The organism is Nocardioides sp. YIM 152315, assembly GCF_029210375.1.
Taxonomy (GTDB): Bacteria; Actinomycetota; Actinomycetes; order Propionibacteriales; family Nocardioidaceae; genus Nocardioides.
In genome coordinates this window covers 26,044-51,661 of the sequence record NZ_JARGER010000017.1, presented here as the reverse complement: position 1 = coordinate 51,661, position 25,618 = coordinate 26,044, and the positions used below count along the sequence as shown (strand labels likewise).

Below are 25,618 nucleotides of genomic sequence, written 5' to 3'. Positions count from 1 at the left end.
CACGCCACCGACAGTCGACCACCGACTTAGGTCTGGCGCGGCTCCCGGGGCGGCGGACGCCAGAACGCGGCGCGCAGGTCGACGTTCCCCGACGGCCGCAGCGCGGTGCCCTCCTCGAGGTAGGCCTGCCGCGCCTCGCCCTGGTGGCTCGGCGGCAGCGACCCGTCGGCCCGGACCACGCGCCACCAGGGCACCGGTCCCCCGTGGTGGGCCATCACGGTCCCGACCAGCCGCGGCCCGCCGCCACCGACCACCGCTCCGACGACCTCCGCGATGGCGCCGTACGTCGTGACGCGGCCGCGCGGCACCGACTCGACGCACCGCAGCACGAGCTCGACGTACCTCTCGTGGTCCAGGCTCACTGCTCCTCCCTCCGCGGCTCCGACGTCAGCGCGACTCCCGCGGCGACGGTGACGACCAGGCCGGCGGCGACTCCGACAACCCAGACACCTGGCTCCTCGGGCTCGCCGCGCAGCAGCAGCGCGAGCCCCCAGACCAGCGGGACGGGCGCGAGCAGCAGCGCCCCGCGGACCACCCACAGGCGCACCAGCGCCGGGTCCACCGGCATCTCCCCGGGGCCGTACGACGCGAGCACCGCGGCCACGTGGGAGACCAGCAGCGCGGCGGCGGCGACGAGCACCGCCGGGTGCAGGCCGTCGTCGAGCCCGGCGGCCCACCAGACCAGCACGGCCAGCATCGCGGTCGCGCCGACCGGAGACTCCGGGAAGGCGGCGAAGCCGCCCGCGAGCCCGACGACCACGGCGATGACCCACCAGGGCGGCCAGTGGCCCGCCGGCCCGCCCGCCAGGACGGCCACGACCGGCCCCACGAGCACGACGAGCCGGAGCACCAACTGGCTGCGGGAGAGCTCGCCGAGCTCGGTCACCGCGCCACCCTCGGCAACTCGGCACGGCGCGCGAGCCGGCGCAGCACCTCGTCGATCGTGCCGGGGCCGCGCCACGGCACGACCGGGCATCCCAGCGCGGCCAGCCGCTGCAGCACCACGGATCGCTCGAGGGTGCGCATCCGCCACGCGAGGGCGGCGACGGCCGGGTCGGTGCCGTCGGCGACGCCCGGACGTACGTCGGCGGGCAGGGTGTCCACGACGAGCACGGGCACGCCGCGCCGGGTCAGCGTCGCGGCGACCGTGCCGGTCGCCTCGGCCAGCATCGGGGACAACAGGATGACGACCGTGCCGCCGGTGACGCCGAGCTGCAGCACGCCGGCGTCGGGCGCGCCGACGAGCTCGCCCGGGCGCACCGCCGCCAGCGTGTGGTGCAGCCGTCGCAGGTGCCGCGCGCCGGTGCCGAAGCCGACCAGCTCCCGGCCGCGGCCGACCACCCGGAGCGCCACCCGGTCGCCGGAGCGCACGTGGTGCTCGGCGATCGCGGCGGCCGCCCGCACGGCGAGGTCCAGGCTGCTGGACGCGCCGTCGACGCCCCCGGACGCGCCGTGGTCGGCGAGCGCGTCGACCACCAGCAGCACGCCGCTGTCCTCCTCGGCGCGGGTGCTCACGACGTGGAGATCCCCGGTGCGCAGCGAGACGCGCCAGTTGACCCGGCGCAGCCGGTCGCCGGGCAGGAACGGTCGGATCCCGGCCAGCTCCGTGCCGCCACCGGGCCGTCGCGACCGGTGCGCGCCCACCAGCCCCAACGGCTGCGGGACCTCGGCCCGCGAGTCGTACGCCGACGTCGCCGGCAGCACCCGCACCTGCTGGCCACCGAGCGGCACGGGCCCGAACCGGTAGCCCGCCCAGGGCGTCGTCAGCGCGACCTTCTCCTCGCCGAGGATCCGCCGGCCCCAGCGGCGCGGGCTGACCTCGATGAGCGGCGCCGGGCCGTCCGCGCCGGCGAGCAGTGCGCCGACCTGGCCGTGGTGCGGGCGCATCGCGACGTACGGCGGGCGTCCACTGGCGCGGGTGAGGTACTCCGCGTCGTCGGCGCCGGTCAGCGTCATCCGGGAGGTGGTGCCCTGGCCCTCGTGGAGCATCCCGTGGTCGAGCCGGACGCTGATCGTCGGCGACAGCGCCGGCGCCATGGCCGGCCGGTGCAGCAGGCCGAGCGTCGCGATCGCGACGAACGGCACCGCGACGACGAGCAGCGAGGGGTCCCCGACCAGCAGCGCGCCACACACCGCGACCGCCGCCACCACGACGGCGCGGCCGAGCGAGCCGGTCGGGTGCCAGACGGCGTCGAGCGAGCTCATCTGCGCTCGAGGGTCGCTGGCGTGGCGACCTGGGAGAGGACGGCGTCGACGACCGCTCGACCGCTGGCGTCCGACATCCAGAGCTCGGGACGCACCGTGATCCGGTGGGCCAGCACGGAGCGCGACACGGCCTTCACGTCCTCGGGGATCACGTAGTCGCGCCCCCGGAGCAGGGCGAAGGCACGGGCGGCCAGCACCAGTCCCAGCGACCCACGGGGCGAGGCACCGGTGAGCACGTCGCCGTGGGTGCGGGTGGAGGTCGCGAGGTCGACGCAGTAGCGCCCGACGCTCTCGTCGACGGTCACGGTCTCGACGGCCGCCTGCATCGCGAGCAGCCCGGCGGCGTCGGTGACCCGCTCCAGCTCGACCTCCTCCTGGCGGCGCTCGAGGCGCCGGGCGAGCACGTCGTACTCCTCCCCCGGCGCGGGGTAGCCGAAGCTGACCCGCAGCAGGAACCGGTCGAGCTGGGCCTCCGGGAGCGGGTAGGTGCCTTCGTACTCGATCGGGTTCGCCGTCGCGATCACGTGGAAGGGCGCCGGCAGCGGGAAGGTCTCCCCCTCGACGGTGACCTGGCGCTCCTGCATCGCCTCGAGCAGGGCGGCCTGCGTCTTGGGCGGGGTCCGGTTGATCTCGTCGGCGAGGAGCAGCCCGGTGAAGAGCGGCCCGGGTCGGAAGTCGAAGCGCGCCTCGCGCTGGTCGTAGATGAACGACCCGGTGAGGTCGGCCGGCAGCAGGTCGGGGGTGAACTGGGCGCGGCGGAACTCCAGGCCGAGCGCCTGCGCGAACGACCGGGCCGCCAGCGTCTTGCCCAGGCCGGGGTAGTCCTCGAGCAGCACGTGTCCCTTCGCCAGCACCGCGGCCAGCACCTGCATGAGCGCCTCGCGCTTGCCGACGATCGCCTTCTCGACCTCGGTCAGCACCCGGCCGGCGAGCTCGGCGGCCTCGACGACGCTGAGAGGTAGGGCGGCGGGCTCGGTCATCACAGCTCCTCGATGGCGGTCAGGCAGCGGTCGATCTCGGCGCGGGCGAGACGCCGCGGCGGTCCGGAGAGTACGCCGAGCAGCTCCGGGTCGAGCAGCGCCTCGGCGGCGGGGTCGTCGCGGCGCAGTCCGTGGCGCTGGCGCAGCACCTGGTCGGTGAGCAGCGCGAGCCGGTCGCGCAGGGCGTGCTCGGCGGTGCGGGCGGAGAGATGGGCCTCGATGAGGGCGACGTACCGCACCAGCCGCGGATCGCCGCTCTCGCGGACCGACGGCCGTTCGACGTCCACGCGCCACGACGGCTCCGCTCCCCCGAGCGCGTCGAGGACCAGCCCGAGCAGGGCGGTGCAGATCGCGACCAGCAGCGCCAGCCGCACCGGGTCGGGGTCGGCGTCGATGACGGTCAGCAGCACCTCGAACCCGGCGAACGCCGCCGCCGCGCCCAGGACGCGCGGCCACCACCGACTCCTCATGCGGGCACCCGGCTCGCCGGGACGGGCGCCCGGATCGTGCGGTGCACCTCGTCGAGGGCCGCGAGCGCCGCCGACCGGTCGTCCTCGCTGAGGTCGTGCTCGGAGAAGCGCGCCTCCCGGTAGAGCCCCGCCAGGCGACCGACCGCCGCGGTGTCGGCGGCGACCAGGTCGAGGATGCGCAGGGTGTACTCCGACGACGTCTCCCACGGCTTCCGCTCGATGCCGGCCGCGGCCGCCGTGACCTCGAACCGGTGCCAGCACGCGACCACGGCGTTGCGCGGCGTGCCGCCGCTCAGCAGGTCGCGCTGGGCGTCAGCGTCGGCCAGTAGGTCGCGGGCGACGGCGGCGCCCGGCTCCATGACGTCGAACTCCGCGCCCCCCAGCGCTCGCTGCCGGGCGATCCGGCGGCGGCGTTCGCGCCGGGCGCGGCGCGTCCAGCGGGTCAGGCGGACGAGCAGCCAGGCCGCGAGGACGGCCGCCGCGACGTTGAGGACCAGGGCGAGCACGTGCAGCAGACCCTCGTTGTGGGGGACGGTCTCGGCGTCGTCGGGGTCGGGCTGTGCCTGCGCGGTCGCGGCGCCGTCGGCGGGCGTGGGCGACACCGTGGTCTCGGGCTGCCACCCCTCGCCGCGGAGCACGTCGTGGGGGCCGATTGACGCGGCCCAGGTGACCAGCAGCACCGCGAGCACGACACCGACCGACACCAACGTCACGGCCACGGTGCCGGCACGCCGAGCGGTCATGCGCGGAAACCTACCCGCCGTCCCGGGCCGCGTGCGTGGATCCGGAGGTCACATCGAGGTCACGATGTGACCCCGGTGGCGGGACTCAGAGGACCGGGTCGAACGGCTCCGTCCCGTTCACCAGCCGCAGGCCGGAGATGCCCGAGTGCTGCTTCGCGTAGGCGAGCTCCTTGCCGAGGTCCCCGATGTTGTTGGAGAGCGGCAGCGGGGCGAGCCCGAGGGTCGACAGCACACCGACCGCCTTGCCGTCGGCGCTCACGAACGCCGAGCCGGAGTCGCCGGGAACGCCGGGCGTCACCGTGTAGAGCGGGTGCGACCAGCCGCCGTCGGCGGCGTTGTCGCCGAGGCTGATGCCGGTGTGGGGCGAGAGCAGCGTGACGCCGGCGCGGAGGCTGGAGTTGCCGTAGGTCCACACCCGGTCGCCGGCGGCGGTGCCGTCGGTGTCGATGCCGGTCGGCCCGCCCCAGAACGGGATCGACGGGTTGACCTTCGCGACGTCCGCGCCGCTGACCCTCACCAGGGCGAGGTCGTTGTAGGCGCACGTGTTGGCGTCGGCCTCGTCGACCCGGTTCATCGTCTCCCACGAGGAGTAGGCCAGTGTGCCCGAGCCGACCTGGGTGCCCTCGCTGAGCAGGCTGCCGCCCTCGTTGAACGTGACGGGCGTGCCGAGCGGCAGCGACTCGACGTTGCACCCGTTGGTGTCGGTCGCCTCCCCGGTGCCGGCGCAGTGGGCGGCGTACCCGACGTAGACGTCGCCGGCGCCGTCGGTGAAGACGAAGTTGCCGGTGCACTGCGCGCCCTGGGTGTACATCTGCGTGCCCGGGTGGATCGCGGCCTCGCCCGCCGGGGCCCAGGTGGGCGCCGCGCCGGCCGGCGCGGGCTGGAGGGCCATCAGCACGACGGTCAGGACGGTGACGGTGACGGCCGCCACCACGGCGGCCAACTGCGAACGCGTGAGGGTCATGCCCGCCTCAACGAGAAGCCCCCGGGCAGGTTACGTACCGGTAGGCGGGTGCGCTCGTCGAGGCGCCCGGGCCGCCGGGCTCTCGCGCCTCCCGCCACCGCGTCCGGCGTCGCGCGTCTTCCCTGACCGGCCCGGCGCCTGGGTCAGTACGACGGCTGGGAGGGGTCGATCTGGTTGACCCAGGCGACCACGCCGCCGCCGACGTGCACGGCGTCGGCGTACCCCGCACCCTTGACGATCGCGAGCGTCTCCGCGGAGCGGACGCCGGACTTGCAGTGCATGACGACCTGCTTGTCGCTCGGGAGCTGCTCGAGGGCCGAGCCGTTGAGGAAGTCGCCCTTGGGGATGAGGACCGAGCCGGGGATCCGGTTGATCTCGTACTCGTTCGGCTCGCGGACGTCGACCAGCACGAAGTCGCGGGTGCCCTCCTCGCGCTCCTTCAGCATGTGCTCGAGCTGGACGACCGAGATCGTCGAGCCGGCGGCGGCCTCGGCGGCGTCGTCGGAGACCGCGCCGCAGAAGCTCTCGTAGTCGATGAGGCCCGTGACGGTCGGGTTCTCCCCGCACAGCGCGCAGTTGGGGTCCTTGCGCACCTTGAGCTTGCGGTACTCCATCTCCAGGGCGTCGTAGATCATCAGCTTGCCGACCAGCGGGTCGCCGATGCCGGTCAGGAGCTTGATGGCCTCGTTGACCTGGATCGCGCCGATCGACGCGCACAGCACGCCCAGCACGCCGCCCTCGGCGCAGCTCGGGACCATGCCCGGCGGCGGAGGCTCGGGGTAGAGGCAGCGATAGCACGGCGCGTCGTCGGCGAGCGTCGGCGCGAACACCGAGGCCTGGCCGTCGAAGCGGTAGATCGAGCCCCACACGTACGGGATCCCGAGGAAGTACGCCGCGTCGTTGACCATGTAGCGCGTGGCGAAGTTGTCGGTGCCGTCGACGATCAGGTCGTAGCCCCGGAAGACGTCCATGACGTTGTCGTTGTCGAGGCGGCCCTCGTGGAGGATCACGTCGACGTAGGGGTTCGTCTCCGCGATCGACTCCTTGGCCGACTGCGCCTTCGACTTCCCGATGTCGGACTGGCCGTGGATGATCTGGCGCTGCAGGTTCGACTCGTCGACCTCGTCGAACTCGGCGATGCCGAGCGTGTGCACACCGGCCGCCGCCAGGTAGAGGAGCGCCGGGCTGCCCAGTCCGCCCGCGCCGATCACCAGCACCTTGGCGTTCTTGAGGCGCTTCTGCCCGGTCATGCCGACGTCCGGGATGATCAGGTGCCGGCTGTAACGGCGCACCTCGTCGATGGTGAGCTCGTCCGCGGGCTCCACGAGCGCGGGAAAGGACACGGCGTACTCCTCGTTGTGCCTGGACTGGTGGTGTCGCTGGTTGTCTCGTTCGTGCGAACAACCTCCGGTCCTGCCATGTTCCCCGTCGCGCCCCGGTGCGGGCCGCCGCGTCCCGTCATCCGGACGCGGGTGACCGATGGGTAGGCTGCGGGGCGTGACGGCAGAGCAGTACGACGCACCGGTGCGACCCCGCGGAGCCCGGATGCCCCGGCGCGAGCGGCGGGCGCAGCTGATGGCGTCCGCCCTCGAGGTCTTCGTGGCCCAGGGCTACCACGCGGCGGCCATGGACGACATCGCCGAGCGGGCCGGTGTCTCCAAGCCCGTGCTCTACCAGCACTTCCCCGGCAAGCTCGACCTCTATCTCGCGCTGCTCGACCAGTCGTGCGACGCGATCATCGACAACTGCCGCCGGGCCCTGGAGTCGACCGAGGACAACAAGCTGCGCGTCCAGGCGGCGATCGACGTCTTCTTCGAGTACGTCGCGAGCGACACCGGCGCGTTCCGCCTGGTGTTCGAGTCCGACCTGACCAACGAGCCCGCCGTCCGCGAGCACGTCGACCGGGTCACGACCGACTGCGCCGCCGTGATCGCGAACGTCATCCACGACGACACCGGCCTGCCCGACGCGGCCTCCCGGCTGCTCGCGGTGTCCCTGGTGGGAATGGCGCAGGTCAGCGCCCGGTTCTGGCTGTCGGACCAGGGCGGGATTAACCGCGCGGACGCGACGGCCCTGGTCGCCGGGCTCGCCTGGCGCGGCATCCGCGGCTACCCGCTGACCGACGACTGACACCCAGCCCGCACGGCCCCGAGCCGGCAACCAACACGAAGGAGGACCTCGTGGAGGTCAAGATCGGCGTCCAGAACGCCGCCCGTGAGTTGACCATCGACGTGGACGAGTCCGCCGAGGACGTCGAGAAGCGACTGTCGGAGGCGGTCGCGAACGACGGCGTGCTCACGCTCAGGGACAGCAAGGGCCGCCAGCTCCTGGTGCCGGTCGCGAAGCTGGCGTACGTCGAGCTCGGCCACGGCACGGTCGGCCAGGTCGGCTTCCGCTCCTAGTGGAGACTCGAGCATGGTCTCCGCGCTCCTGTGGGCCGTGCTGGGCGGCACCCTGATCGGCCTGCTCGGCAAGCTGGTCGCCCCCGGCAGCACCGACGAGGTCCCGCTGTGGCTCACGATCCTGTGCGGCATCGGCGGATGCCTCGTCGGCGACTTCCTCTACGGGCTGTTCTTCGACCGGCAGACGCTGGGCGTGGACTGGTGGCGGCACGGCTGGCAGGCCGCCGCCGCGGCCGTCCTCGTCATGCTCGCCGTCGGCACCGCCGGGCGTCGGCGTACCGGCGTCTGAGCGCGGCTCGCACGAGACACGGACGACTCGGACACCGCTACGAGTCGAGGCCGAGCTCGGACATCCGCTCGGTGTGCCGCTCGGTGATGCGGGTGAACATCCGGCCGATGGCGGCGAGGTCGAGTCCCGGGCGGTCGATGCCGCCCGCGAGCAGCGCGGTCAGCGAGTCCCGGTCGGCGGCCACCCGTTGCGCCTGGGTGAGGGCCTCCCCCATCAGCCGACGGCCCCAGAGCGCGAGCCGCCCGCCGAGCCGCGGGTCGGCGGCGATCGCCGCGCGCACCCGGTCGACGACGAACGCCGAGTGGCCGGAGTCCTCGAGCGAGGCGACGACCAGGTCACGGGTCTCGACGTCGAGGAACGCGGCGATCTCCCGGTAGAAGTCGTTGGCGAGCCCGTCGCCGACGTAGGCCTTGACCAGGCCTTCGAACCAGTCGCCGGGCGCGGTGTGCTCGTGGAAGCGGTCGATCGCCTTGCGAAAGGGCGCCATCGCCTCGAACGGGTCGGCGTCGAGCTCGACGAGCCGCTCGTTGAGCTTCGCGACGTGCCCGAACTCGGCCGTCGCCATCGACGCGATGGCCACCTTGTCCTCGAGCGTCGGCGCGAGCTTGGCGTCCTCCGCGAGGCGCTCGAACGCCGAGATCTCGCCGTACGCGATCGCGCCCAGCAGGTCGACGACCGCCTCGCGGTACTGCGGATCCTCGAAGGCGACGGGCGTCGATGCGGTCACGTCCGCACCCTACCGATAGGATGGCTGTGATCGAGGTCGCTCCCATCCCGGCTGCGACCCACCGCATGTGCGCGGCAGACAGCGTCCGTCTTGCTGACGGGAGTCCGCCGCATCCGACACTCATTCGGTTGAACCCGGCTGACTCACGAAAGCGACAAGACCCTGACCACGTTCCGAGAGCTCGGGGTGCTCCCCGAGATTTGCGACGCGCTCGAGCGCGCCGACATCACCACGCCCTTCGCCATCCAGGAGATGACCCTCTCGGTCGCCCTGATGGGCACCGACCTGATCGGCCAGGCCCGCACCGGCACCGGCAAGACCCTCGCGTTCGGCATCCCGGTGCTGCAGCGCAGCATCGCCCCCAAGGACGCCGACTACGCCGAGCTGCCCCAGGGCAAGCCGCAGGCGCTGATCGTCGCCCCGACCCGGGAGCTCGCGCTCCAGGTCTCCAGCGACCTCGCACTCGCCGGCTCCGACCGCGGCCTGCGGGTGCTGACCGTCTACGGCGGCGTCGGCTACGAGCCGCAGATCGAGGCCCTCGAGACGGGCGTCGACATCGTCGTGGGCACCCCCGGCCGGCTCATCGACCTGTGCAACCGCCGGGTGCTCGACATCTCCCACGTCCACGCCCTGGTGCTCGACGAGGCCGACGAGATGCTCGACCTGGGCTTCCTGCCGGACGTCGAGACGCTGCTGCGCAAGACCCCCGAGACCCGGCAGACCATGCTCTTCTCGGCGACCATGCCGTCGGCGATCGTGGCGCTGGCGCGCATGCACATGCGGCACCCGATGAACATCCGCGCCGAGTCGTCGTACGAGAACGCGACGGTGCCGGCCACCGCCCAGTTCATCTACCAGGCCCACGACCTCGACAAGCCCGAGATCATCGGCCGCGTCCTGCAGGCCGAGGACGCCGGGAAGATCATCGTCTTCACCCGCACCAAGCGGCAGGCGCAGCGGGTCGCCGACGACCTGGTCGAGCGCGGCTTCAAGGCCAGCCCCCTGCACGGCGACATGGCGCAGGTGGCGCGCGAGAAGGCCCTGACGAGGTTCCGCGAGGACAAGATCCAGGTCCTGGTCGCCACCGACGTGGCCGCGCGCGGCATCGACGTGCGCGGCGTCTCCCACGTCATCAACTACACCTGCCCCGAGGACGACAAGACCTACGTCCACCGGATCGGTCGCACCGGCCGCGCCGGCGCGTCGGGCATCGCGATCACCTTCGTCGACTGGGCCGACCTGCACCGCTGGAAGCTCATCAACAAGGCGCTCGACCTGCCCTTCGACGAGCCCATCGAGACCTACTCGACCTCCGAGCACCTCTTCCACGACCAGGGCATCCCGCCGGGCACCAAGGGTCGCGTCGCCGACCCGAAGCCCGTCGAGCGGGCGCCGCGGGAGCCCCGGGGCGACAGGTCCGGCGACCGCCCGCCGCGCAACCGCAACCGGCAGCGCACTCGCACCCGGACCCGCAACGGCGAGACCGTGGCGGCCGAGGGCGCCGGCGCGACCCCGGCCGGCGGCGGTGACGGCGAGAAGCCGGCCGGCAGCAGCCGCAACCGGCGGCGCCGTCGACGTTCGTCGGGCGCCGGCGAGAGGCCCGCACCGGCCGCCGAGAGCTGACCCGCCGGAAACTCAGCGCCGACCCGCCCGAAAGTTTCGGGCGGGTCGGCCTCTCAGGCGGTGACGACGACGTTCGTGCCGAGGGGCGCGAAGTTCCAGAGCGCGATCGCGTCGGACTCCTTCTGCCGGATGCAGCCGTGCGACAGCGGCGTGCCGAGCTGGGCGACGGTCTGCACCGGCTCGCCGTCGTCGACGGGGATGTCGTGGAACCCGATCGCGGCCCGGTCGCCCTGGGCGAAGCGGACGAAGAAGCGCATCGAGCCGGAGTCGTCGATCCCCCACGCCTGCTGTGAGCGCGAGTAGACCTGGTAGGTGCCGGGCTCGAGGTTGTCGTAGACGCTGCCCGAGACGAGGTAGGTGCGCTCGACCTTCGTGCCCTTGGTGACCAGCCAGACCCGCTGGCGGTCCTGGCTGAAGACCACCCGCCGACCGGTGCCCGAGGCCGCCGGCAGCGAGGTGTCGCGCGCCGGGTCCTGCGCGGTCTCCGCGGCGTCGGCGGAGGTCCTGCGCGAGGGCGACCCGGCGGTGGACAGGGCGCCGTCGGCCGCCCGGTCGATCGCGGCGCCGGCCTCGAGCGCGGGCGCCTTCTGCTCGGCCGCGGCGCCGCCGTCCGAGCCGGGCAGGACGCCGAACGAGCCCAGCACGGCGACGCCCGTCACGGCGAGCGACGAGCCGAGCGCGGCGAGCCGCCCGTAGCGCGGGCGGACCGGCGCGGCGCGGTGCCGGGTCACGACGCCCTCCCGGCCTTCCCGCGGCGCGTCCGGGGACGCTCCGCGCGCGCGACCAGCGCCGCGGTCGCCTCCCGGTAGGCCTGCGCGCCCTTGCTGCTGCGGCTGGTCGCGAGGATCGAGCGGCCGGCGGCCGGCGCCTCAGCGAACCTGATCGTCTTCGGGATCGGCGGCTCGACCACCTCGAGCTCGTAGGTCTCCGAGATCGTCTCGAGCACCGTGCGCGCGTGCTGCGTGCGGCCGTCGTAGAGGGTCGGCAGCACGCCCCACACCTCGAGCGATCGGTTGGTGAAGCGTCGTACGTCATGGACGGTGTCGAGCAGCTGCCCGACCCCCCGGTGCGACAGCGTCTCGCACTGCAGCGGGATCAGCACGCCGTCGGCGGCGGTGAGCGCCGCGACCGTCATCACCCCGAGCGAGGGCGGGCAGTCCAGCAGGATCCAGTCGTACGCCGCGCCGTCGTCCTCGAGCGCCTCGATCATCGACCGCAGCACCTGCTCGCGACCGGTGCGGGTCAGCAGCTCGGCCTCGGCCCGCGCCAGCTCGATCGTGGCCGGCATCAGGTCCACGCCGTCGTCGGTCGTGATGATGACCTCCGCCGGGTCGACGCCCTGCGTCAGCACGTGGTGCACCGAGACCTCGAGGTCCTCCGGATCGATGCCGAGGGAGAAGGTCAGGCACGACTGCGCGTCGAGGTCGACCAGCAGCACCGAGTGGCCGAGCTCGACGAGGGCAGCACCGACGGAGGCGACCGTCGTCGTCTTGGCGACGCCACCCTTCTGGTTGGCGATCGCGAGTGTGGTCGTCATCCGGGGTCCCCGCGGCGTTGTTCGGTGGAGGAGCGCAGCGGGGGAGACGAAGAACGCCGTGGGGTGGTCATCGGAGACCATCATGCCGGACCACGCTCGCCGGATCGCGGAGGCGGCTGCTTGACTCTGCGCCATGTCTGCCACACCGTCCGCCCCGAGGAAGACCGCGCTCGTCACCGGCGCCACCGCCGGGATCGGCCGCTCCTTCGCCCACCAGCTGACCGCCCAGGGCCACGACCTGGTGCTGGTCGCCCGCGACCGGGCGCGGCTGGAGGTGGAGGCCGGCGGGCTCCGGTCGTCGTACGGCGTCGACGTGGAGGTGCTGGCGGCCGACCTCGGCGACCGGGAGCAGCTCGCCGCGGTCGAGGCGCGACTCGCAGACCGGGACCGACCGGTCGACCTGCTGGTCAACAACGCGGGCTTCGGCCTCAAGCGGCGGTTCCTCGACAACCCGGTCGACGACGAGCAGGCCATGCTCGACGTGCTGGTGACGGCGGTGATGCGGCTCAGCCACGCCGCCCTGGGGCCGATGTCCCAGCGCGGCCACGGCGGCATCATCAACGTCTCGAGCGTGGCCTCCTTCCTGCCCCGCGGGAGCTACAGCGCGGCGAAGGCGTGGGTGAACTCCTTCTCGGAGTGGGCGGCGTACGAGTACCGCGACCGCGGCGTCACCGTCACCTGCCTGTGCCCCGGCTTCACGAAGACCGAGTTCCACGAGCGCATGAAGGTCTCGCGCGGCTCGGCCCCCTCCTTCCTGTGGCTCGACGCCGACGCGCTGGTCGCCGACGCCTTGAGGGACCACGCCAGGGGGCGCGTCTTCTCGATCCCGGGCGCCCAGTACAAGGTGATCGCGCGGGCGGCGCGGATCGTGCCCACACCCGTGCTCAAGCGGTTCCAGTCGCTCGGCCGGAAGTGAGCCGCGGCGTCGGCCGTCCGCTGCGCGCCGACGCCTCCGCCGCCGCGGCCAGCAGCCGCTCCAGCTCTGCCGGGTCGGTGGTGTTGCAGCCGAGCTCGTGGTCGGCCTTCCCGACACCGTGGTAGTCGCTGGCCCCGGTCGCCACGAGCCCGAGGTCGCGCGCCATCGACCTCAGCACGTCGCGCGTCTCTAAGTCGTGGTCCTGGTGGTCGACCTCGATGCCGGCGAGCCCGATCTCCTGCAGCCCGACGAGGGTCTGCTCGTCGGGGCGACCGAGCCCGCCGCGGCCCCACGGGTGGGCGATGACCGACACGCCCCCGGCGCCGGCGACCGCGCGGATCGCCGTCTCCAGGGGCACCGCGTAGCGGTCCACGTGCGCGGGGCGGCCCCACGCCAGGTAGCGGTCGAACGCCTCGCTCCGGTCGGCGACCACGCCGAGGGTGACGAGCGCGTCGGCGACGTGCGGCCGCCCGGACGCGACGGCGCCCGCCGACGCGCGGCGTACGTCGTCCTCGGTGATGTCGATGCCGAGCCCGTTGAGCCGGGTCACCATCCGCGGCACGCGGGCGGCCCGGCCGTCGAGCACCCGCGCGAGCTCGTCGGCGAGCGGCGGGTAGGTCGGGTCGGGCAGGTAGGCCAGCAGGTGCACGCTGCGGCCGCGGTGGTGGGTGCTGATCTCCATGCCGGGCACCAGCGTGACGCCGACCTCGTCGGCGACGGCCTGGGCGTCGGGCCAGCCGGCGGCGGTGTCGTGGTCGGTGATCGCGAGCACGTCCAGTCCGGCCCGCGCGGCGGCGCGCACCAGCTCGGCCGGGCTGTCGGTGCCGTCGCTGGCGCGGGAGTGCGTGTGCAGGTCGATGCGCACGGAGGCAACCCTAGGCGAGGTCATCACCAGCCCGGGCGGTGTCCCCCGAACGGCAGCTCGACCAGCTGCGGACCCGCACCGGAGACGTCGCGCAGGATCCAGTCGTCGCGGAGGAGCAGCAGCGCCGAGGCCGGCCGGAGCACGATCCACAGCCACCGACCGCCGGCCTCACCCGCCAGCACCGACCGGTCGAGCTCGCCGTGGGAGCTGCTGGTCGAGATGCCCCAGAGGCTGACCGCCTGGCTGCCGATGCGCACCCGGGCCGACGGGGACCGGTAGCCGATCTCGTGCCCGGGATCGGTGTAGCGGGTCCCCGCGCATCGGGCGCCGAGCCCGGTGCCGGCCTCCTCGGCGATCACCAGCACGTCGACCGGTCCGTCGAGCTCGCTGGTGCCCGACGTGCAGGTCAGCGACGCGATCCCGCGACCCTGCTCGCCGGCCACGACCGCGAAGTCGGTCACCGACCAGCCCGGACCCATCGGCCAGGGCACGTACGTCGGGAACGGTCCGGCCACGCGGAGGTGCTCGACGAAGGCGTCGTACGACGCCTCGGGCGCCCGCCACAGCGGCGCGGTCACCCCGTGGTCGGGGCACGACCACTCGCCGTCCGCGCCGGCCACCGGCGCCGAGCAGCGCACACAGCTGGCTGCAAGCGACATGCGAATACGGTGCGGATCCGCCCGGCCCCCGTCAAGGGCCGTCCTCCAGGGATCCCGGTCCTAGAACCCGACTCGTCGCCCGGCTGCCTCACCGCGCACCACGGCGCCCTTCTGCTGGGCCGACGCCCGCAGCTCGGCCTGAAAGGCGCGCATCCGCTCCTGCAGGGCGGGGTCGGTGGCGGCGAGGATGCGCACGGCGAGCAGGCCGGCGTTGCGGGCGCCGCCGACGGCGACGGTGGCGACCGGCACCCCGGCGGGCATCTGCACGATCGAGAGCAGCGAGTCCATGCCGTCGAGGTGCTTCAGCGGCACCGGCACGCCGATCACGGGCAAGGGCGTGACCGCGGCGAGCATGCCCGGAAGGTGGGCGGCCCCGCCGGCGCCGGCGATGATCACCGACAGGCCACGCTCGGCGGCGGTGCGGCCGTAGTCGAGCATCTCCTCCGGCATCCGGTGCGCCGACTTCACGTCGGCCTCGTGGGCGACGTCGAACTCGGCCAGCGCCTCCGCGGCCGGCTTCATCACCGGCCAGTCGGAGTCGGAGCCCATCACGATGCCGACCCGTGCGCTTGGTTCCTGAGGAGGTTGCTCTGCAACCGTCTCGAAGGGCATCGGACTACTCACTCTCGTCTCCCAGGTCGCCCCGGAACCACGCGGCCGCGTGCCGTGCGCGCTCGAGGCAGTCGTCGAGGTCGTCGCCGTACGCGTTGACGTGACCCACCTTGCGGCCCGGCCGCAGCTCCTTGCCGTAGAGGTGCACCCGCAGGAGGGGATCGCGCGCCAGCGCGTGCGGATAGCCGTCGTAGAGGCGACCGACGGAGGGGTCCGGGCCGCCGAGGATGTTGACCATCACGGTCCACCGCGCGCGCGGCGCCGGCGACCCGAGGGGCAGGTCGAGCACCGCGCGCAGGTGGTTCTCGAACTGCGAGGTCACCGAGCCGTCCTGCGTCCAGTGGCCGGTGTTGTGAGGTCGCATCGCGAGCTCGTTGACGAGGATCCGGCCGTCGGCGGTCTCGAAGAGCTCGACGGCGAGCACACCGGTGACGTCGAGCGCCCCGGCGATCCGCAGCGCGATCTCCTGCGCCTGTCCGGCGAGCTCGGGGTCGAGGTCGGGCGCGGGCGCGATCACCTCGTGGCAGATGCCGTCCTGCTGGGTGGAGGCCACGACGGGGTACGCCGCGGCCTGGCCGCTCGGCGACCGCGCGACCAGGGCGGAGAGCTCTCGCCGGAAGTCGACCAGCTCCTCGGCCAGGATGCGCACCCCGGTCGCCTCGGCCGCGGCGAGCGCCTCGGCGCCATCGGCGGCCGAGCGCACGAACCACACGCCCTTGCCGTCGTAGCCGCCGCGCGTCGTCTTCAGCACGCACGGCAGGCCGAACGCCTCGACGTCGGCGACGCTGGTGACGATGGCGTTGCGCGGGCAGGGGACGCCGAGCTCGGCGAGCCGCTCACGCATCACGCCCTTGTCCTGGGCGTGGACCAGCGCCCCGGGACCGGGGCGCACGGCGATGCCGCCGTCCTCGAGGGCGTGCAGGTGCTCGGTGGGTACGTGCTCGTGGTCGAAGGTGACCACGGGGCAACCGGCCGTCACGGAGCGCAGCACCTCGAGGTCGCGGTAGTCGCCGACGGTGTGGTCGGGGATCACCTGGGCCGCCGAGACGCCCGGCGCCTCGGCCAGCAGCCGCAACGGGAGTCCCATCGCCGCTGCCGGCTCCGCCATCATCCGCGCCAGCTGCCCGCCGCCGATCACGGCGAGGGTGGGCGCGAGGGTCGACGCTGGCTCGGGCACACCGGAACTCTAGAGGCTCGGCTCAGGCGAGGTGCCGGTGGTCCTCGGTCTCGAAGCGCAGCCCCCGGCCGCGGACGGTGGTGATCAGGTACGGGTGCCGGCTGTCGTCGCCGAGCTTGCGGCGTACCCACCCGAGGTGCACGTCGATCGTCTTCGACGACGTCCAGAACGTCGTCTGCCAGACCTCGAGCATCAGCTCCTCACGGCTCACGATGTCGCCGGCACGCGCCATCAGGCAGTGCAGGAGATCGAACTCCTTGCGCGACAGCGCCAGCTCCTCGTTGCCCCGCCAGGCGCGACGCTCGTCGGGGTCGAGCCGGATGCCCTGCACCTCGATCATCCGCCCACGGTAGGAACGTGGACCGGGCGACGGAGCGGATTCGGGGAATTTTCTGGGGTATTGGTTATGCGCGGCGCACCGCGACCGGCTCGACGATGCCGAAGCCACGGACAGGTCGGGCCGGCAGCGGCCGCGTCTCGAACTCGTCGGGCGGCAGCAGCGCCGCCGTGGCCGCGTCGATGATGATCCGGTTGCGCCGGGCGACCGCGGTCAGTCGGGCGGCCAGGTTGACGGGCGGTCCGAAGACGTCGCCGAGCCGCATGACGACCGACCCGCTCGCGAGGCCGAGGCGTACGTCGGGCATCCGCGAGTCACGGCCCACGACGTTGATGATCCCCTCGGCGATGTCGTAGGCGCGGACGGGGTCGTCGCTGACGAAGAGCACGGAGTCGCCAATGCTCTTGATGACCCGGCCGCGCTGCGCGGCGACCACGTCGGCGCACCGCGACTCGAAGAGCTCGACGAGGTCGCCGATGCGCTCCTCGGTCAGGCGGTTGGAGAGCGCGGTGAAGCTGACGATGTCGGCGAAGCCGACCGTGAGCTGGACGGTGTTGAGATCCTCCTCGTTGGCCCGCAGCGCCTCGACCCGCGCGACGGCGGCGGCGAGGTGACGGCGCCAGACGTAGACGAGCAGCTCCTCGAACGGCGCGCTCAGGTCCTGGATCAGGCGCAGCGCGGAGACGCTGCGGCCGTCGGACTCCGGGTCGTCGGTGAGCTCCTCGACCCGGGTGACGAGCGTCGAGACCTCCCAGTCGGCGAGCCGGGCCATGGTCTGGCCGACCGCGCGGGTCAGGTTCAGCGCCAGGTCGAAGTCGACGGTGCCCGAGCGCACGATCGCCAGCATCGTCGACAGCGCCTCGGCGTCGGCGTCGGTGAACGCCGTCTCGAGGCCGTGCTCGGGGAAGCCCAGGGCCCGCCAGAGCCGCCGCGCCTCCTCCAGCGTCACGCCGGTGCGGGTGGCGATCTCCTGGGCGTTGAAGCTGGGTGCCTGCCCGAGGATCGCCTTCTCCAGGTCCTCCGGGGCGGGTTCGTCTCCCGACACCGGGCCCGACCGCTCAGGTTCCCTCATGTCCGCCCGAGCGGTCGTGGATGCGCTGGAGCATCTCGTTGACCCGCCGCTGGGTCTCCTCGACCCGCGGGATGTCGTGGAGCTTGACGGTGCCGTGGGTGCTGGCGTCGGAGATGAGCAGGGTGCCGCACCCGAGCATCCGGTCGATCAGGCCGAACTCGTAGGCGATGTCGCTGATCCGCGCCAGCGGCATGTCGTGGCCGCGGCGCACGATGACGCCGCTGCGCGTGATCAGCCGTCGGTCGGTGAACGTGTACGACGCCGTGGCCCACACGAGCGCCGGCCGGAGCACCCACCACACGATCCCGACGGCGACGATGACCCACACGACGTAGGCGACCGTTTGGTCCCACTGCGTCTGCACGTAGGTGCCGACCGCCAGCAGCACGACGAGCAGGACGAGCGGCCACAGCAGGGCCTTGACATGCGTGCGCGTGTCGATGACGACGGCCTCGCCGTCGTTCAGCAGTCTGCGGGAGATGGCCACGGGCAGATCATGTCACCGATCGGTCGGCCGCACGTGGACCACGTCGCCGGCGCCCACCGCGGTCTCGCCCGCCGGCCCGCGGACCACCAGCCGGCCGTCCCGGTCGACGCCGGTGGCGCGGCCGGTCAGCGGATCGCCGGACGGGAGATCGACGCGGACGTCGCGGCCGACGGTCACGCACGCGGCGGCGTACGACGCCGCGAGCCGGTCGCGAGCCGACTCGCCCCCGGCCTGCCAGGCGTCGTAGGCCTCGACGAGCGCCTCGACCAGGAGGACGAGGAGGTCGGTGCGGTCCGGCTCGGCCCCGGACGCGATCAGCAGCGACGTCGCGGTCGGGACCGGGAGCTCCTCGGGGGTCAGGGACACGTTGAGGCCGATGCCCACCACGGCCGCGGGACCGGACGGCGTCTGGAGCCGCTCGACGAGGATCCCCGCGATCTTCTCGTCTCCGATCAGCACGTCGTTGGGCCACTTCGTGCCGGCGTCGTACCCGGCCCCGCGCAGCGCCCGCGCCACGACGTACCCGGTCAGCAGCGGGAGCCAGGGCCAGACGGCCGCCGGCACGGTGGGCCGCAGGACGACGGAGAACAGCAGCGCGGAGCGCGGCGGCGTCGCCCACGAGCGGTCCAGACGCCCCCGGCCGGCGGTCTGGTGCTCCGCCGCTACCACCGACCCCTCCGGCGCGCCCGCCCGCGCCCGCTCCGCGGCGACGGCGTTGGTGGAGGTCGTCTCCCGGAGCACCTCGATGACGACGCCGGGCGCCAGCGCGGCCAGCCGGGCGGCGTCGAGTGATGGGCGTCTCATGGCGTCAGGGGTCACGGGCACTAGATTGGCCCACGGTCCAGATCCCGTGCCAGTGAGGAGCCCCCACCCGATGACTGCAGCGCCCGGCGAAGGAACCGACGTCCCGGCGGACATCGACGTGCACACCACCGCGGGCAAGCTCGCTGACCTGGACCGCCGCCTCGACGAGGCGGTGCACGCCGGGTCCGCGAAGGCGGTGGAGAAGCAGCACGCGAAGGGCCGCAAGACGGCTCGGGAGCGGATCGAGCTGCTCTTCGACGAGGGCTCGTTCGTCGAGCTGGACGAGCTGGCGCGACACCGCTCCACGGCGTTCGGGCTCGAGAAGAACCGCCCCTACGGCGACGGCGTGGTCACCGGCTACGGCACGATCGACGGCCGCCAGGTCTGTGTCTTCTCCCAGGACTTCACGGTCTTCGGCGGCTCGCTGGGCGAGGTGTACGGCGAGAAGATCACCAAGGTCATGGACCTCGCGATCAAGACCGGCAGCCCGATCATCGGCATCAACGAGGGCGCCGGCGCCCGCATCCAGGAGGGCGTGGTCTCGCTCGGCCTCTACGGCGAGATCTTCCGCCGCAACGTGCACGCCTCGGGCGTGATCCCGCAGATCTCGATGATCATGGGCTCCTGCGCCGGCGGCCACGTCTACTCCCCCGCGGTCACCGACTTCACGATCATGGTCGACGGCACCTCCAACATGTTCATCACCGGCCCCGACGTCATCAAGACCGTCACCGGCGAGGACGTCTCGATGGAGGACCTCGGCGGCGCGCGCACGCACAACACCAAGTCGGGCAACGCCCACTACATGGGCTCCGACGAGGAGGACGCGATCGAGTACGTCAAGGCGCTGCTCTCCTACCTGCCCCAGAACAACCTCGACGAGGTGCCCGCCTACGAGGACGTCGCGGACACCGAGTTCACCGACCTGGACCAGGCCCTCGACGCGATCATCCCGGACTCGCCGAACCAGCCCTACGACATGCACGACGTGATCACGACCGTGCTCGACGCCAATGGAGACGAGCAGGGTGAGTTCCTCGAGGTCCAGGAGCTCTTCGCGCCCAACATCGTCGTCGGCTTCGGCCGGGTCGAGGGCCACTCGGTCGGCATCGTCGCCAACCAGCCGCTGCAGTTCGCCGGCACGCTCGACATCGACGCCTCCGAGAAGGCCGCCCGCTTCGTGCGGTTCTGCGACGCCTTCAACATCCCGGTGCTGACCTTCGTCGACGTGCCCGGCTTCCTGCCCGGCACCGACCAGGAGTGGAACGGCATCATCCGCCGCGGCGCCAAGCTGATCTACGCCTACGCCGAGGCCACGGTGCCACTGGTCACGATCATCACGCGCAAGGCCTACGGCGGCGCCTACGACGTGATGGGCTCCAAGCACCTCGGCGCCGACATCAACCTCGCCTGGCCGACCGCGCAGATCGCCGTGATGGGCGCGCAGGGCGCGGCCAACATCGTCTACCGCAAGGAGCTCGCGGCGCTCGAGAAGGAGGGCGGCGACGTCGAGGCCCGCCGCGCCGAGCTAATCGACGACTACGAGACCACGCTCGCCAACCCCTACATCGCCGCCGAGCGCGGGTACGTCGACGCGGTCATCTCGCCCCACGAGACCCGCGTCGAGATCGTCCGCGCCCTCCGGCTGCTCCGCTCCAAGCGCGAGACGCTGCCCGCCAAGAAGCACGGGAACATCCCGCTCTGATGGCCGCCGTGAACCCACCGGAGGGCGGGCCGGTCCTGCGCATCGTCAACGGCGACGCGACCCCCGAGGAGGTCGCGGCGATCGTCGCGGTGCTGAGCGCGGCCGGCTCGCCGCGGGCAGCCGCCCCGCGGCCGGTCGCCGAGTGGTCGGCCCACCACCGCACGGTGCGGCGGGCGCTCCCGCACGGCCCCGGCGGCTGGCGCTCCAGCGCGCTCCCTCGCTGACCCTCCGGCCCGCAGATGTGGTCCAGACCACGCGTGCTGGCCCATACTTGAGGCGATCTTTGGGCTTTGCCCTGCAGCGTCTTGAGGGGTGTTCCGCAGACTTGATGTCACCAATCTTGGGGTTGCGCCGCATCGGGTGGCGCCGGGCAGCACGGAAGACGGAGACGACGTGGACGTGAACGACGCCGGCACGCAGGTGCCGGGGCAGTTCGCCACCGGGAGCCAGTACATCCGCATCGCGGATCCCGGGCTCCCGGCCTACGAGGACCGGTACGAGGACGAGGCCGACGAGCTGCCGACGTACCGGCCGACGGTCGGCTGCATCATCCCGGCGTACAACGAGGCCGAGACGATCGCGGGCGTGCTCGACTCGCTCCTCCAGCAGACGCGGCTCCCCGACAGCATCCACGTCATCGTCAACAACACCTCCGACGACTCCGTCGAGATCGCCAGTCACTACGCCGGTCCGCACAAGCGGATGACTCCGACCGGCGAGCAGGAGACGGAGATCTACGTCCACGACATCGGCAGGAACCCCGACAAGAAGGTCGGCGCCCTCAACTACGGCTACTCGCTCGTCGAGACCATGGACTTCCTGCTCGGCGTCGACGGCGACACCACGCCCGAGCCGGACGCCGTGCAGCACCTCGTCGACGAGATCTCGAGCGACGACCGGATCGGCGGCATCTCCGCGATCTACTCCATCGACGACAGCGCGCTCGACGGGCCGGCGGCGAAGTTCCTGATCGCCGGCCAGCGCGCGCAGTTCGCCGCGTTCAACATGCAGAACCTGCTCAAGGGTCGCAACATGGCGGTGCTCGGCGGCCAGTTCTCGATCTTCTCCACGCAGGCCCTGCGTGACGTGCTCGAGGACAGCCACCAGCGCACGCCCTGGGTCAACGACAGCGAGGTCGAGGACTCGCTGCTCTCCCTGCAGATCAAGAGCGCCGGCTACCTCACCAAGATCTCCGCCCGCGCCCGCGCCCACGTGGGTGGGATGACCACGCTCCGATCGCTCGACGCCCAGCAGGTCAAGTGGAACTTCGGCGCGATCGACCTGATGTGGCCTGGCCAGCGCGGCGACACCCGCGGCCAGCCGTTCCACCCGAACCTGCGGCTGCGCTGGTTCGAGCACATGTCGATGGTCATCAACATCACGACCCGCGTGATGTTCGTGCTGCTGCTCGCCGGCTCGCTCGACATCGACGCGTTCGTGTTCAGCCCGTGGTGGCTGATCCCGCCGCTGGCCGCGGTCTGGCTGAACCTGCGGGTCGCCCGGTCGATGGAGTTCGCCCACAGACGCGACTACCTCTTCGCGTTGCTGGTGGTGCCCGCCGAGAGCTACATGGTGATCCGGATGGGTCACTTCATCCGGGCCTGGGCGAAGTTCTTCAGCCGCCAGCAGACCGACAACTGGGCGGCCCAGGCGAAGGCCGAGCGCGGCAAGGGCGTCGCGTGGCTCTACCCGTTCGTCGCGTTCGTCTTCGTCTTCGTGGTGAGCGCCGCGATCTGGCTGCAGCTGCCGATCGGCCTCCGCTCCGACGTCCTCGCGGTGTGCTGGCCCATCCTCGGCGTCATCACCGTCCTCCAGACCGCCTGGATGGTCCTCAAGGCGATGCGGCGCTACCGGGGCTTCAAGGCCTGACCCCGATGACCCCCGACCTCCAGGAGCCTTCCATGTCCCGCACCTGCTCGCGTCTGCCGCTCAGGTCGGCCGTCGTCGCGATCTCGCTGGTCGCGACGCTCACGGCGCTGACCGGCTGCTCGGCGATCGACGGCCTCACCGGCAACGACGACCCGGCGGAGACCCCCTCGGCCTCGCCGAACGCGACCGAGACGCCGTACGACTCCCAGTTCACGCGCGACGGCACGTTCCAGTCGCACATCGACATCGACGACCTCGACTTCGTCTACACGCTCTACCCGACGAAGTCGACGCCGCGGACCAACGAGTGGTACCCCAAGGGCAAGAAGTTCTTCTCGTTCACCTTCCAGGCCTACGACCTCGACCGCGACCTGCGCGATCCCTTCCGCACCAAGCGGAAGGTCTACCTCGACCGGATCGTCGTCACCTCCCAGGTGACGCTGCGCGACGGGTCGAGGTCCGGCGAGGAGCCCTACTCCCTCGACGCCGTGGCCAAGAACGTCACCTTCGACCCCGAGCCGGTCTCGACCAAGCACGGCATGCTGATCACCTCGCCCAAGGGTGCCTTCGAGCTGCGCAACCAGCCGATCCGGCCGACCTCGATGGACACGAAGGGCATCGACCTCTTCTTCACGGCGACCGTCTGGATGGAGCAGCGCGCCGGCACCGGCAGCTTCGTGAAGAAGAAGATCAGCCAGAAGGTGCCGATCGCGATCTTCGAGTCCGACGAGCCGACCGAGGCGCAGTCGATCCCCGTCGACGCCAACTGAGGCGACGCGGCGGGCGTCGGGGTCGCGGAATACCCGGTGCACCGGGTATTCCTGCTCTTCTCGGGCGTTGCAACACCGGAGAAGTGAGGGGACTGCCCGAGAAGTGGGCCCTCGGCCTCGCGGGACCACGCGCCGCGGGGGCGTCAGCCGCACGCCATCCGGAACGTCACGCCACCGGCTTCCACCGACAGACCCTGCCCAGGACTGGTCGGCGCGGGAGAGATCCTCGCCGCTCCGGCGAGGGAGTCACACCATCTCGGCGAGGCGGTAGCCCACGCCGCGCACGGTCTCGACGTAGCGCGGGGTGGCGGCGTCGTCGCCGAGCTTGCGGCGCAGGTTGGCGATGTGCACCTCGACCGAGCGCTTGTCGGCCTCGTTGACGAAGTACGACGTGACGTACTGCTGGCCGCGCATGGTCAGCACCAGGTCGGCCTTGCTGCGGACCCGGCGCCCGGTGCTCATCAGCGAGGCCAGCAGGTCGAACTCGGTGCGGGTCAGGTCGACCGCGGCGTTGTGGACGGTCGCCACGCGGGTCTCGGGGTTGAGCGCCAGCCCGTTGAAGTGCATCCAGCCGGTCGACGGGTCGGCCACCACCGCGCCGTGCTGCCCGGCCGGCGGCACCGGCTGGAGCGTCGGCGCCGGGGCGGGCTGCTCGACGGGCTGCATGGGCGGCTGCACCGGCTGCACGGGCCGCGGCGGCTCGGCCGGCGGCGCCGCCGGCTCGAACGGACGCTGCTGGGGCTGTTGGGGAGTGATCGGGGGGAGCGGCGGCGAAGCGGCCAGGTCGCGCGCGGCGGAGGCGGCCCACGACTCCGGCTGGGATGACGCCGCCGGCGCCTCGGTGTCCTTGGACTCGACCCAGCCGTGGGGCTTGTCCATCCGGGCGCGCGGGCGGCGCAGCATCGAGTCGGCGCGGGCCCGCAGCTCACGGGGGCGGAACGGCTTGACGAGGTAGTCGTCGGCGCCGGCCTCGAAGCCCTGCACGACGTCGATCTCGTCGGCGAGCGCGGTGATCATGATCAGGTAGGTGCTGCTGAACTCGCGCAGCCGCTTGGCGACCGCGAACCCGTCCATGCCCGGCATGTTGACGTCGAGCGTGGTGATCAGCGGATTGTGCTGGCGCACGGCCTCGACGCCGGCGGCGCCGTTCTCGGTGACGACCGTCGTGAATCCCGACTGCGAGAGCACGATGTCGATGAGGTCACGCACGTCGGGGTCGTCCTCGATGATGACCGCAACCCACTCGCCACCGGACTCCATGTCGCGCAGCCTAACAACGCCGGAGCCCACGGCTGCCGCGTTCCCGCGCACGGAGCGGTCGCGTCCGCCGACACCGGCCGCGAACCGTCGTGCCCCGGGGGTCGTCAGGCGACGCGAGCACGACACGCCGTCGCGCCGCGGCGTGTCGGCCTCACCAACCGGAGGCCGCGGCGATCTCCAGGGCGCGTTCCGGCCAGAACTGTCCGGCCGGCGGGCCCCCTCCGCACTCGCCGTCGCTCTCCCCCGGCGGCTTGACCCAGACGTAGGCGTCGAGGCTCCCGTGGTCGGTGACGGCGCCGGGTTGCGTGCCGAAGGCCCGGCCGGGCGGGTTGCACCAGTCGTCCGTGGCGCCGAAGCCGTTGCGGCCGCTGTCGATGATGTAGCGCGCGTCGTCGAGCAGCCCGCTCAGCTCCTCGGCGTAGGCCCACTCGTCCTCGTCGGACTGGAAGTTCGAGACATTGGTGGCGAAGCCCCGGACGTCTTCCACTCCGACCTGCTCGAGCAGCGGCGCCAGGTCCTCCGGTGCCACCCAGTTGGCGTGGCCGGCGTCGACGTACGTCGTGGCGCCGGCCGCCGCCAGGTCGTCCACGGCGTCGGCGACCAGGCGGACGCGCTCCTCGCGGTCTCCGCACTCGAGCGCGCCGGGCAGCGCGTCGGGCTCCACGACGACCACCACGTGGTCGCCGGCGTCCGCGGCGTCGGCGATCTCCTGCACCCACGGTCCGTACTCGTCGGCCGGCAGCCCACCGGCGGAGAACCCGCCCGAGCAGTCGCGGTCGGGGATGCCGTAGACGACGAACGTGGGCACCTGCCCGGCGTCGTCGGCCGCCGCGACGATCTCCGCGACGTACGGTCCGACCTGGCCGGCGGGCTCCTGCTCCGGGGTGAGCCAGATGCCCTGCGGCGTCTCCGCGAGCCGCGCGAGGACCCGCTCCTGCTGGGCGTCCCCCGAGCCGGTCGCCTGCGCCGCCGCCTGCGCGGTGTGGGAGTCGGGGTCGGCGTAGCCGCCGCGCCCGGCGTACGGATTGATCTCCTGGGCGGACGCGGGGGCGGGGTCACCCTCGTCGGAGCAGGCGACGAGGGTGCCCAGCGGGACGGCCAGCAGCGCCGCGAGCGCGGCGGACGGTCGGCGGAGCGGCACCCCG

The 25,618-nt window shown here is 72.6% G+C and carries 30 protein-coding genes; 9 read left to right on the top strand and 21 right to left on the bottom strand.

Annotated elements, in window-relative coordinates:
* Nucleotides 1-26 precede the first annotated feature (26 nt).
* From PZ894_RS05465 to moeZ, 8 genes are all read right to left on the bottom strand, one after another.
* Nucleotides 27-362 (bottom strand): MGMT family protein, encoded by a 336-nt coding sequence (locus tag PZ894_RS05465; protein ID WP_275743214.1) that lies wholly within the window; start codon nucleotides 360-362, stop codon nucleotides 27-29.
* A complete protein-coding gene (locus tag PZ894_RS05460) occupies nucleotides 359-886 on the bottom strand; it encodes a hypothetical protein (RefSeq protein WP_275743212.1) in 528 nt (175 codons plus the stop codon). The genes PZ894_RS05465 and PZ894_RS05460 overlap by 4 nt, the downstream gene beginning before the upstream one ends.
* Nucleotides 883-2,205 carry a DUF58 domain-containing protein gene (locus PZ894_RS05455; RefSeq protein WP_275743210.1) on the bottom strand — a complete coding sequence of 441 codons (1,323 nt, stop codon included), beginning with the start codon at nucleotides 2,203-2,205 and terminating at the stop codon, nucleotides 883-885. The genes PZ894_RS05460 and PZ894_RS05455 overlap by 4 nt, the downstream gene beginning before the upstream one ends.
* The gene (locus PZ894_RS05450; RefSeq protein ID WP_275743208.1) at nucleotides 2,202-3,185 is read right to left on the bottom strand and encodes a MoxR family ATPase; all 984 of its coding nucleotides are present in this window, start codon (nucleotides 3,183-3,185) and stop codon (nucleotides 2,202-2,204) included. The genes PZ894_RS05455 and PZ894_RS05450 overlap by 4 nt, the downstream gene beginning before the upstream one ends.
* Nucleotides 3,185-3,655 (bottom strand): hypothetical protein, encoded by a 471-nt coding sequence (locus PZ894_RS05445; protein WP_275743206.1) that lies wholly within the window; start codon nucleotides 3,653-3,655, stop codon nucleotides 3,185-3,187. The genes PZ894_RS05450 and PZ894_RS05445 overlap by 1 nt, the downstream gene beginning before the upstream one ends.
* Nucleotides 3,652-4,398 (bottom strand): DUF4129 domain-containing protein, encoded by a 747-nt coding sequence (locus tag PZ894_RS05440; protein ID WP_275743204.1) that lies wholly within the window; start codon nucleotides 4,396-4,398, stop codon nucleotides 3,652-3,654. The genes PZ894_RS05445 and PZ894_RS05440 overlap by 4 nt, the downstream gene beginning before the upstream one ends.
* Before the next feature lie 85 nt (nucleotides 4,399-4,483).
* The gene (locus PZ894_RS05435; RefSeq protein WP_275743202.1) at nucleotides 4,484-5,362 is read right to left on the bottom strand and encodes a hypothetical protein; all 879 of its coding nucleotides are present in this window, start codon (nucleotides 5,360-5,362) and stop codon (nucleotides 4,484-4,486) included.
* 143 nt (nucleotides 5,363-5,505) lie between these two features.
* Nucleotides 5,506-6,705, bottom strand: coding sequence for an adenylyltransferase/sulfurtransferase MoeZ (gene moeZ, locus PZ894_RS05430; protein WP_275743200.1), 1,200 nt, complete (start codon nucleotides 6,703-6,705; stop codon nucleotides 5,506-5,508).
* A 202-nt stretch (nucleotides 6,706-6,907) separates the two neighbouring features.
* Between moeZ and PZ894_RS05425 the strand changes: the two genes are divergently transcribed.
* Genes PZ894_RS05425 through PZ894_RS05415 form a run of 3 tightly spaced genes read left to right on the top strand, consistent with a single transcriptional unit; the run spans nucleotide 6,908 to nucleotide 8,053 of the window.
* Nucleotides 6,908-7,492 carry a TetR/AcrR family transcriptional regulator gene (locus PZ894_RS05425; protein WP_275743244.1) on the top strand — a complete coding sequence of 195 codons (585 nt, stop codon included), beginning with the start codon at nucleotides 6,908-6,910 and terminating at the stop codon, nucleotides 7,490-7,492.
* Nucleotides 7,493-7,542: 50 nt separating this feature from the next.
* A complete protein-coding gene (locus tag PZ894_RS05420) occupies nucleotides 7,543-7,764 on the top strand; it encodes a DUF3107 domain-containing protein (RefSeq protein ID WP_275743198.1) in 222 nt (73 codons plus the stop codon).
* A 13-nt stretch (nucleotides 7,765-7,777) separates the two neighbouring features.
* Complete coding sequence (locus tag PZ894_RS05415) at nucleotides 7,778-8,053, top strand: hypothetical protein (RefSeq protein WP_275743196.1); 276 nt, start codon at nucleotides 7,778-7,780, stop codon at nucleotides 8,051-8,053.
* Nucleotides 8,054-8,090: 37 nt separating this feature from the next.
* On the opposite strand, the gene PZ894_RS05410 is transcribed toward PZ894_RS05415, so the two are convergent.
* On the bottom strand, nucleotides 8,091-8,780 hold the full coding sequence (locus PZ894_RS05410; RefSeq protein ID WP_275743194.1) for a ferritin-like fold-containing protein: 690 nt from the start codon (nucleotides 8,778-8,780) through the stop codon (nucleotides 8,091-8,093).
* 186 nt (nucleotides 8,781-8,966) lie between these two features.
* Between PZ894_RS05410 and PZ894_RS05405 the strand changes: the two genes are divergently transcribed.
* On the top strand, nucleotides 8,967-10,403 hold the full coding sequence (locus PZ894_RS05405; RefSeq protein ID WP_275743192.1) for a DEAD/DEAH box helicase: 1,437 nt from the start codon (nucleotides 8,967-8,969) through the stop codon (nucleotides 10,401-10,403).
* Between the two features lie 53 nt (nucleotides 10,404-10,456).
* Here the strand turns inward: PZ894_RS05405 and PZ894_RS05400 are convergent, their stop codons facing one another.
* Nucleotides 10,457-11,134 carry a L,D-transpeptidase gene (locus tag PZ894_RS05400; protein WP_275743190.1) on the bottom strand — a complete coding sequence of 226 codons (678 nt, stop codon included), beginning with the start codon at nucleotides 11,132-11,134 and terminating at the stop codon, nucleotides 10,457-10,459.
* Nucleotides 11,131-11,940, bottom strand: coding sequence for a ParA family protein (locus tag PZ894_RS05395; protein ID WP_275743188.1), 810 nt, complete (start codon nucleotides 11,938-11,940; stop codon nucleotides 11,131-11,133). Before PZ894_RS05395 ends, PZ894_RS05400 begins: the two co-directional genes overlap by 4 nt.
* A gap of 133 nt (nucleotides 11,941-12,073) precedes the next feature.
* On the opposite strand from PZ894_RS05395, the gene PZ894_RS05390 reads away from it, so the two are divergent.
* Entirely contained in the window at nucleotides 12,074-12,856 is a 783-nt protein-coding gene (locus PZ894_RS05390) for an SDR family oxidoreductase (RefSeq protein ID WP_275743186.1), read from the top strand.
* Here the strand turns inward: PZ894_RS05390 and PZ894_RS05385 are convergent.
* The 8 genes from PZ894_RS05385 to PZ894_RS05350 form a co-directional block, all read right to left on the bottom strand.
* The gene (locus PZ894_RS05385) at nucleotides 12,825-13,721 is read right to left on the bottom strand and encodes a PHP domain-containing protein (protein ID WP_275743184.1); all 897 of its coding nucleotides are present in this window, start codon (nucleotides 13,719-13,721) and stop codon (nucleotides 12,825-12,827) included. The genes PZ894_RS05390 and PZ894_RS05385 overlap by 32 nt on opposite strands.
* A gap of 23 nt (nucleotides 13,722-13,744) precedes the next feature.
* Nucleotides 13,745-14,380: a DUF6758 family protein gene (locus PZ894_RS05380; RefSeq protein WP_275743182.1), complete on the bottom strand. Its 636-nt coding sequence runs from the start codon at nucleotides 14,378-14,380 to the stop codon at nucleotides 13,745-13,747.
* A 60-nt stretch (nucleotides 14,381-14,440) separates the two neighbouring features.
* A complete protein-coding gene (purE, locus tag PZ894_RS05375; RefSeq protein WP_275743180.1) occupies nucleotides 14,441-14,992 on the bottom strand; it encodes a 5-(carboxyamino)imidazole ribonucleotide mutase in 552 nt (183 codons plus the stop codon).
* A 4-nt stretch (nucleotides 14,993-14,996) separates the two neighbouring features.
* Nucleotides 14,997-16,169 (bottom strand): 5-(carboxyamino)imidazole ribonucleotide synthase, encoded by a 1,173-nt coding sequence (locus tag PZ894_RS05370; RefSeq protein ID WP_275743178.1) that lies wholly within the window; start codon nucleotides 16,167-16,169, stop codon nucleotides 14,997-14,999.
* Between the two features lie 22 nt (nucleotides 16,170-16,191).
* Nucleotides 16,192-16,509 (bottom strand): winged helix-turn-helix domain-containing protein, encoded by a 318-nt coding sequence (locus tag PZ894_RS05365; protein WP_275743176.1) that lies wholly within the window; start codon nucleotides 16,507-16,509, stop codon nucleotides 16,192-16,194.
* Nucleotides 16,510-16,573: 64 nt separating this feature from the next.
* The gene (locus PZ894_RS05360; RefSeq protein WP_275743174.1) at nucleotides 16,574-17,551 is read right to left on the bottom strand and encodes an adenylate/guanylate cyclase domain-containing protein; all 978 of its coding nucleotides are present in this window, start codon (nucleotides 17,549-17,551) and stop codon (nucleotides 16,574-16,576) included.
* 13 nt (nucleotides 17,552-17,564) lie between these two features.
* Nucleotides 17,565-18,065, bottom strand: a complete 501-nt coding sequence (locus PZ894_RS05355) for a PH domain-containing protein (RefSeq protein WP_275743173.1) — start codon at nucleotides 18,063-18,065, stop codon at nucleotides 17,565-17,567.
* 12 nt (nucleotides 18,066-18,077) lie between these two features.
* The gene (locus tag PZ894_RS05350) at nucleotides 18,078-18,869 is read right to left on the bottom strand and encodes a biotin--[acetyl-CoA-carboxylase] ligase (protein ID WP_275743171.1); all 792 of its coding nucleotides are present in this window, start codon (nucleotides 18,867-18,869) and stop codon (nucleotides 18,078-18,080) included.
* Between the two features lie 70 nt (nucleotides 18,870-18,939).
* Between PZ894_RS05350 and PZ894_RS05345 the strand changes: the two genes are divergently transcribed.
* From PZ894_RS05345 to PZ894_RS05330, 4 genes are all read left to right on the top strand, one after another.
* Nucleotides 18,940-20,574 (top strand): acyl-CoA carboxylase subunit beta, encoded by a 1,635-nt coding sequence (locus PZ894_RS05345; RefSeq protein ID WP_275743169.1) that lies wholly within the window; start codon nucleotides 18,940-18,942, stop codon nucleotides 20,572-20,574.
* A gap of 8 nt (nucleotides 20,575-20,582) precedes the next feature.
* Entirely contained in the window at nucleotides 20,583-20,798 is a 216-nt protein-coding gene (locus PZ894_RS05340) for an acyl-CoA carboxylase subunit epsilon (RefSeq protein ID WP_275743167.1), read from the top strand.
* 169 nt (nucleotides 20,799-20,967) lie between these two features.
* The gene (locus PZ894_RS05335; RefSeq protein WP_275743166.1) at nucleotides 20,968-22,443 is read left to right on the top strand and encodes a glycosyltransferase family 2 protein; all 1,476 of its coding nucleotides are present in this window, start codon (nucleotides 20,968-20,970) and stop codon (nucleotides 22,441-22,443) included.
* 32 nt (nucleotides 22,444-22,475) lie between these two features.
* The gene (locus PZ894_RS05330) at nucleotides 22,476-23,213 is read left to right on the top strand and encodes a hypothetical protein (protein ID WP_275743164.1); all 738 of its coding nucleotides are present in this window, start codon (nucleotides 22,476-22,478) and stop codon (nucleotides 23,211-23,213) included.
* Between the two features lie 246 nt (nucleotides 23,214-23,459).
* On the opposite strand, the gene PZ894_RS05325 is transcribed toward PZ894_RS05330, so the two are convergent.
* Entirely contained in the window at nucleotides 23,460-24,473 is a 1,014-nt protein-coding gene (locus tag PZ894_RS05325) for a response regulator transcription factor (protein WP_275743162.1), read from the bottom strand.
* A 151-nt stretch (nucleotides 24,474-24,624) separates the two neighbouring features.
* Nucleotides 24,625-25,614 carry a glycoside hydrolase family 6 protein gene (locus PZ894_RS05320; RefSeq protein ID WP_275743160.1) on the bottom strand — a complete coding sequence of 330 codons (990 nt, stop codon included), beginning with the start codon at nucleotides 25,612-25,614 and terminating at the stop codon, nucleotides 24,625-24,627.
* Nucleotides 25,615-25,618 lie beyond the last annotated feature (4 nt).

Excerpts from the sequence above, each read along its gene's own strand:
- PZ894_RS05390 (WP_275743186.1), top strand. The coding sequence starts at position 12,074 with ATGTCTGCCACACCGTCCGCCCCGAGGAAGACCGCGCTCGTCACCGGC.
- PZ894_RS05380 (WP_275743182.1), bottom strand. The coding sequence starts at position 14,380 with ATGTCGCTTGCAGCCAGCTGTGTGCGCTGCTCGGCGCCGGTGGCCGGC.
- PZ894_RS05445 (WP_275743206.1), bottom strand. The coding sequence starts at position 3,655 with ATGAGGAGTCGGTGGTGGCCGCGCGTCCTGGGCGCGGCGGCGGCGTTC.
- PZ894_RS05425 (WP_275743244.1), top strand. The coding sequence starts at position 6,908 with ATGCCCCGGCGCGAGCGGCGGGCGCAGCTGATGGCGTCCGCCCTCGAG.
- PZ894_RS05325 (WP_275743162.1), bottom strand. The coding sequence starts at position 24,473 with ATGGAGTCCGGTGGCGAGTGGGTTGCGGTCATCATCGAGGACGACCCC.
- PZ894_RS05450 (WP_275743208.1), bottom strand. The coding sequence starts at position 3,185 with ATGACCGAGCCCGCCGCCCTACCTCTCAGCGTCGTCGAGGCCGCCGAG.
- PZ894_RS05395 (WP_275743188.1), bottom strand. The coding sequence starts at position 11,940 with ATGACGACCACACTCGCGATCGCCAACCAGAAGGGTGGCGTCGCCAAG.
- PZ894_RS05415 (WP_275743196.1), top strand. The coding sequence starts at position 7,778 with ATGGTCTCCGCGCTCCTGTGGGCCGTGCTGGGCGGCACCCTGATCGGC.
- PZ894_RS05345 (WP_275743169.1), top strand. The coding sequence starts at position 18,940 with ATGACTGCAGCGCCCGGCGAAGGAACCGACGTCCCGGCGGACATCGAC.
- PZ894_RS05330 (WP_275743164.1), top strand. The coding sequence starts at position 22,476 with ATGTCCCGCACCTGCTCGCGTCTGCCGCTCAGGTCGGCCGTCGTCGCG.
- purE (WP_275743180.1), bottom strand. The coding sequence starts at position 14,992 with ATGCCCTTCGAGACGGTTGCAGAGCAACCTCCTCAGGAACCAAGCGCA.
- PZ894_RS05350 (WP_275743171.1), bottom strand. The coding sequence starts at position 18,869 with ATGAGACGCCCATCACTCGACGCCGCCCGGCTGGCCGCGCTGGCGCCC.
- PZ894_RS05435 (WP_275743202.1), bottom strand. The coding sequence starts at position 5,362 with ATGACCCTCACGCGTTCGCAGTTGGCCGCCGTGGTGGCGGCCGTCACC.
- PZ894_RS05455 (WP_275743210.1), bottom strand. The coding sequence starts at position 2,205 with ATGAGCTCGCTCGACGCCGTCTGGCACCCGACCGGCTCGCTCGGCCGC.
- PZ894_RS05365 (WP_275743176.1), bottom strand. The coding sequence starts at position 16,509 with ATGATCGAGGTGCAGGGCATCCGGCTCGACCCCGACGAGCGTCGCGCC.
- PZ894_RS05440 (WP_275743204.1), bottom strand. The coding sequence starts at position 4,398 with ATGACCGCTCGGCGTGCCGGCACCGTGGCCGTGACGTTGGTGTCGGTC.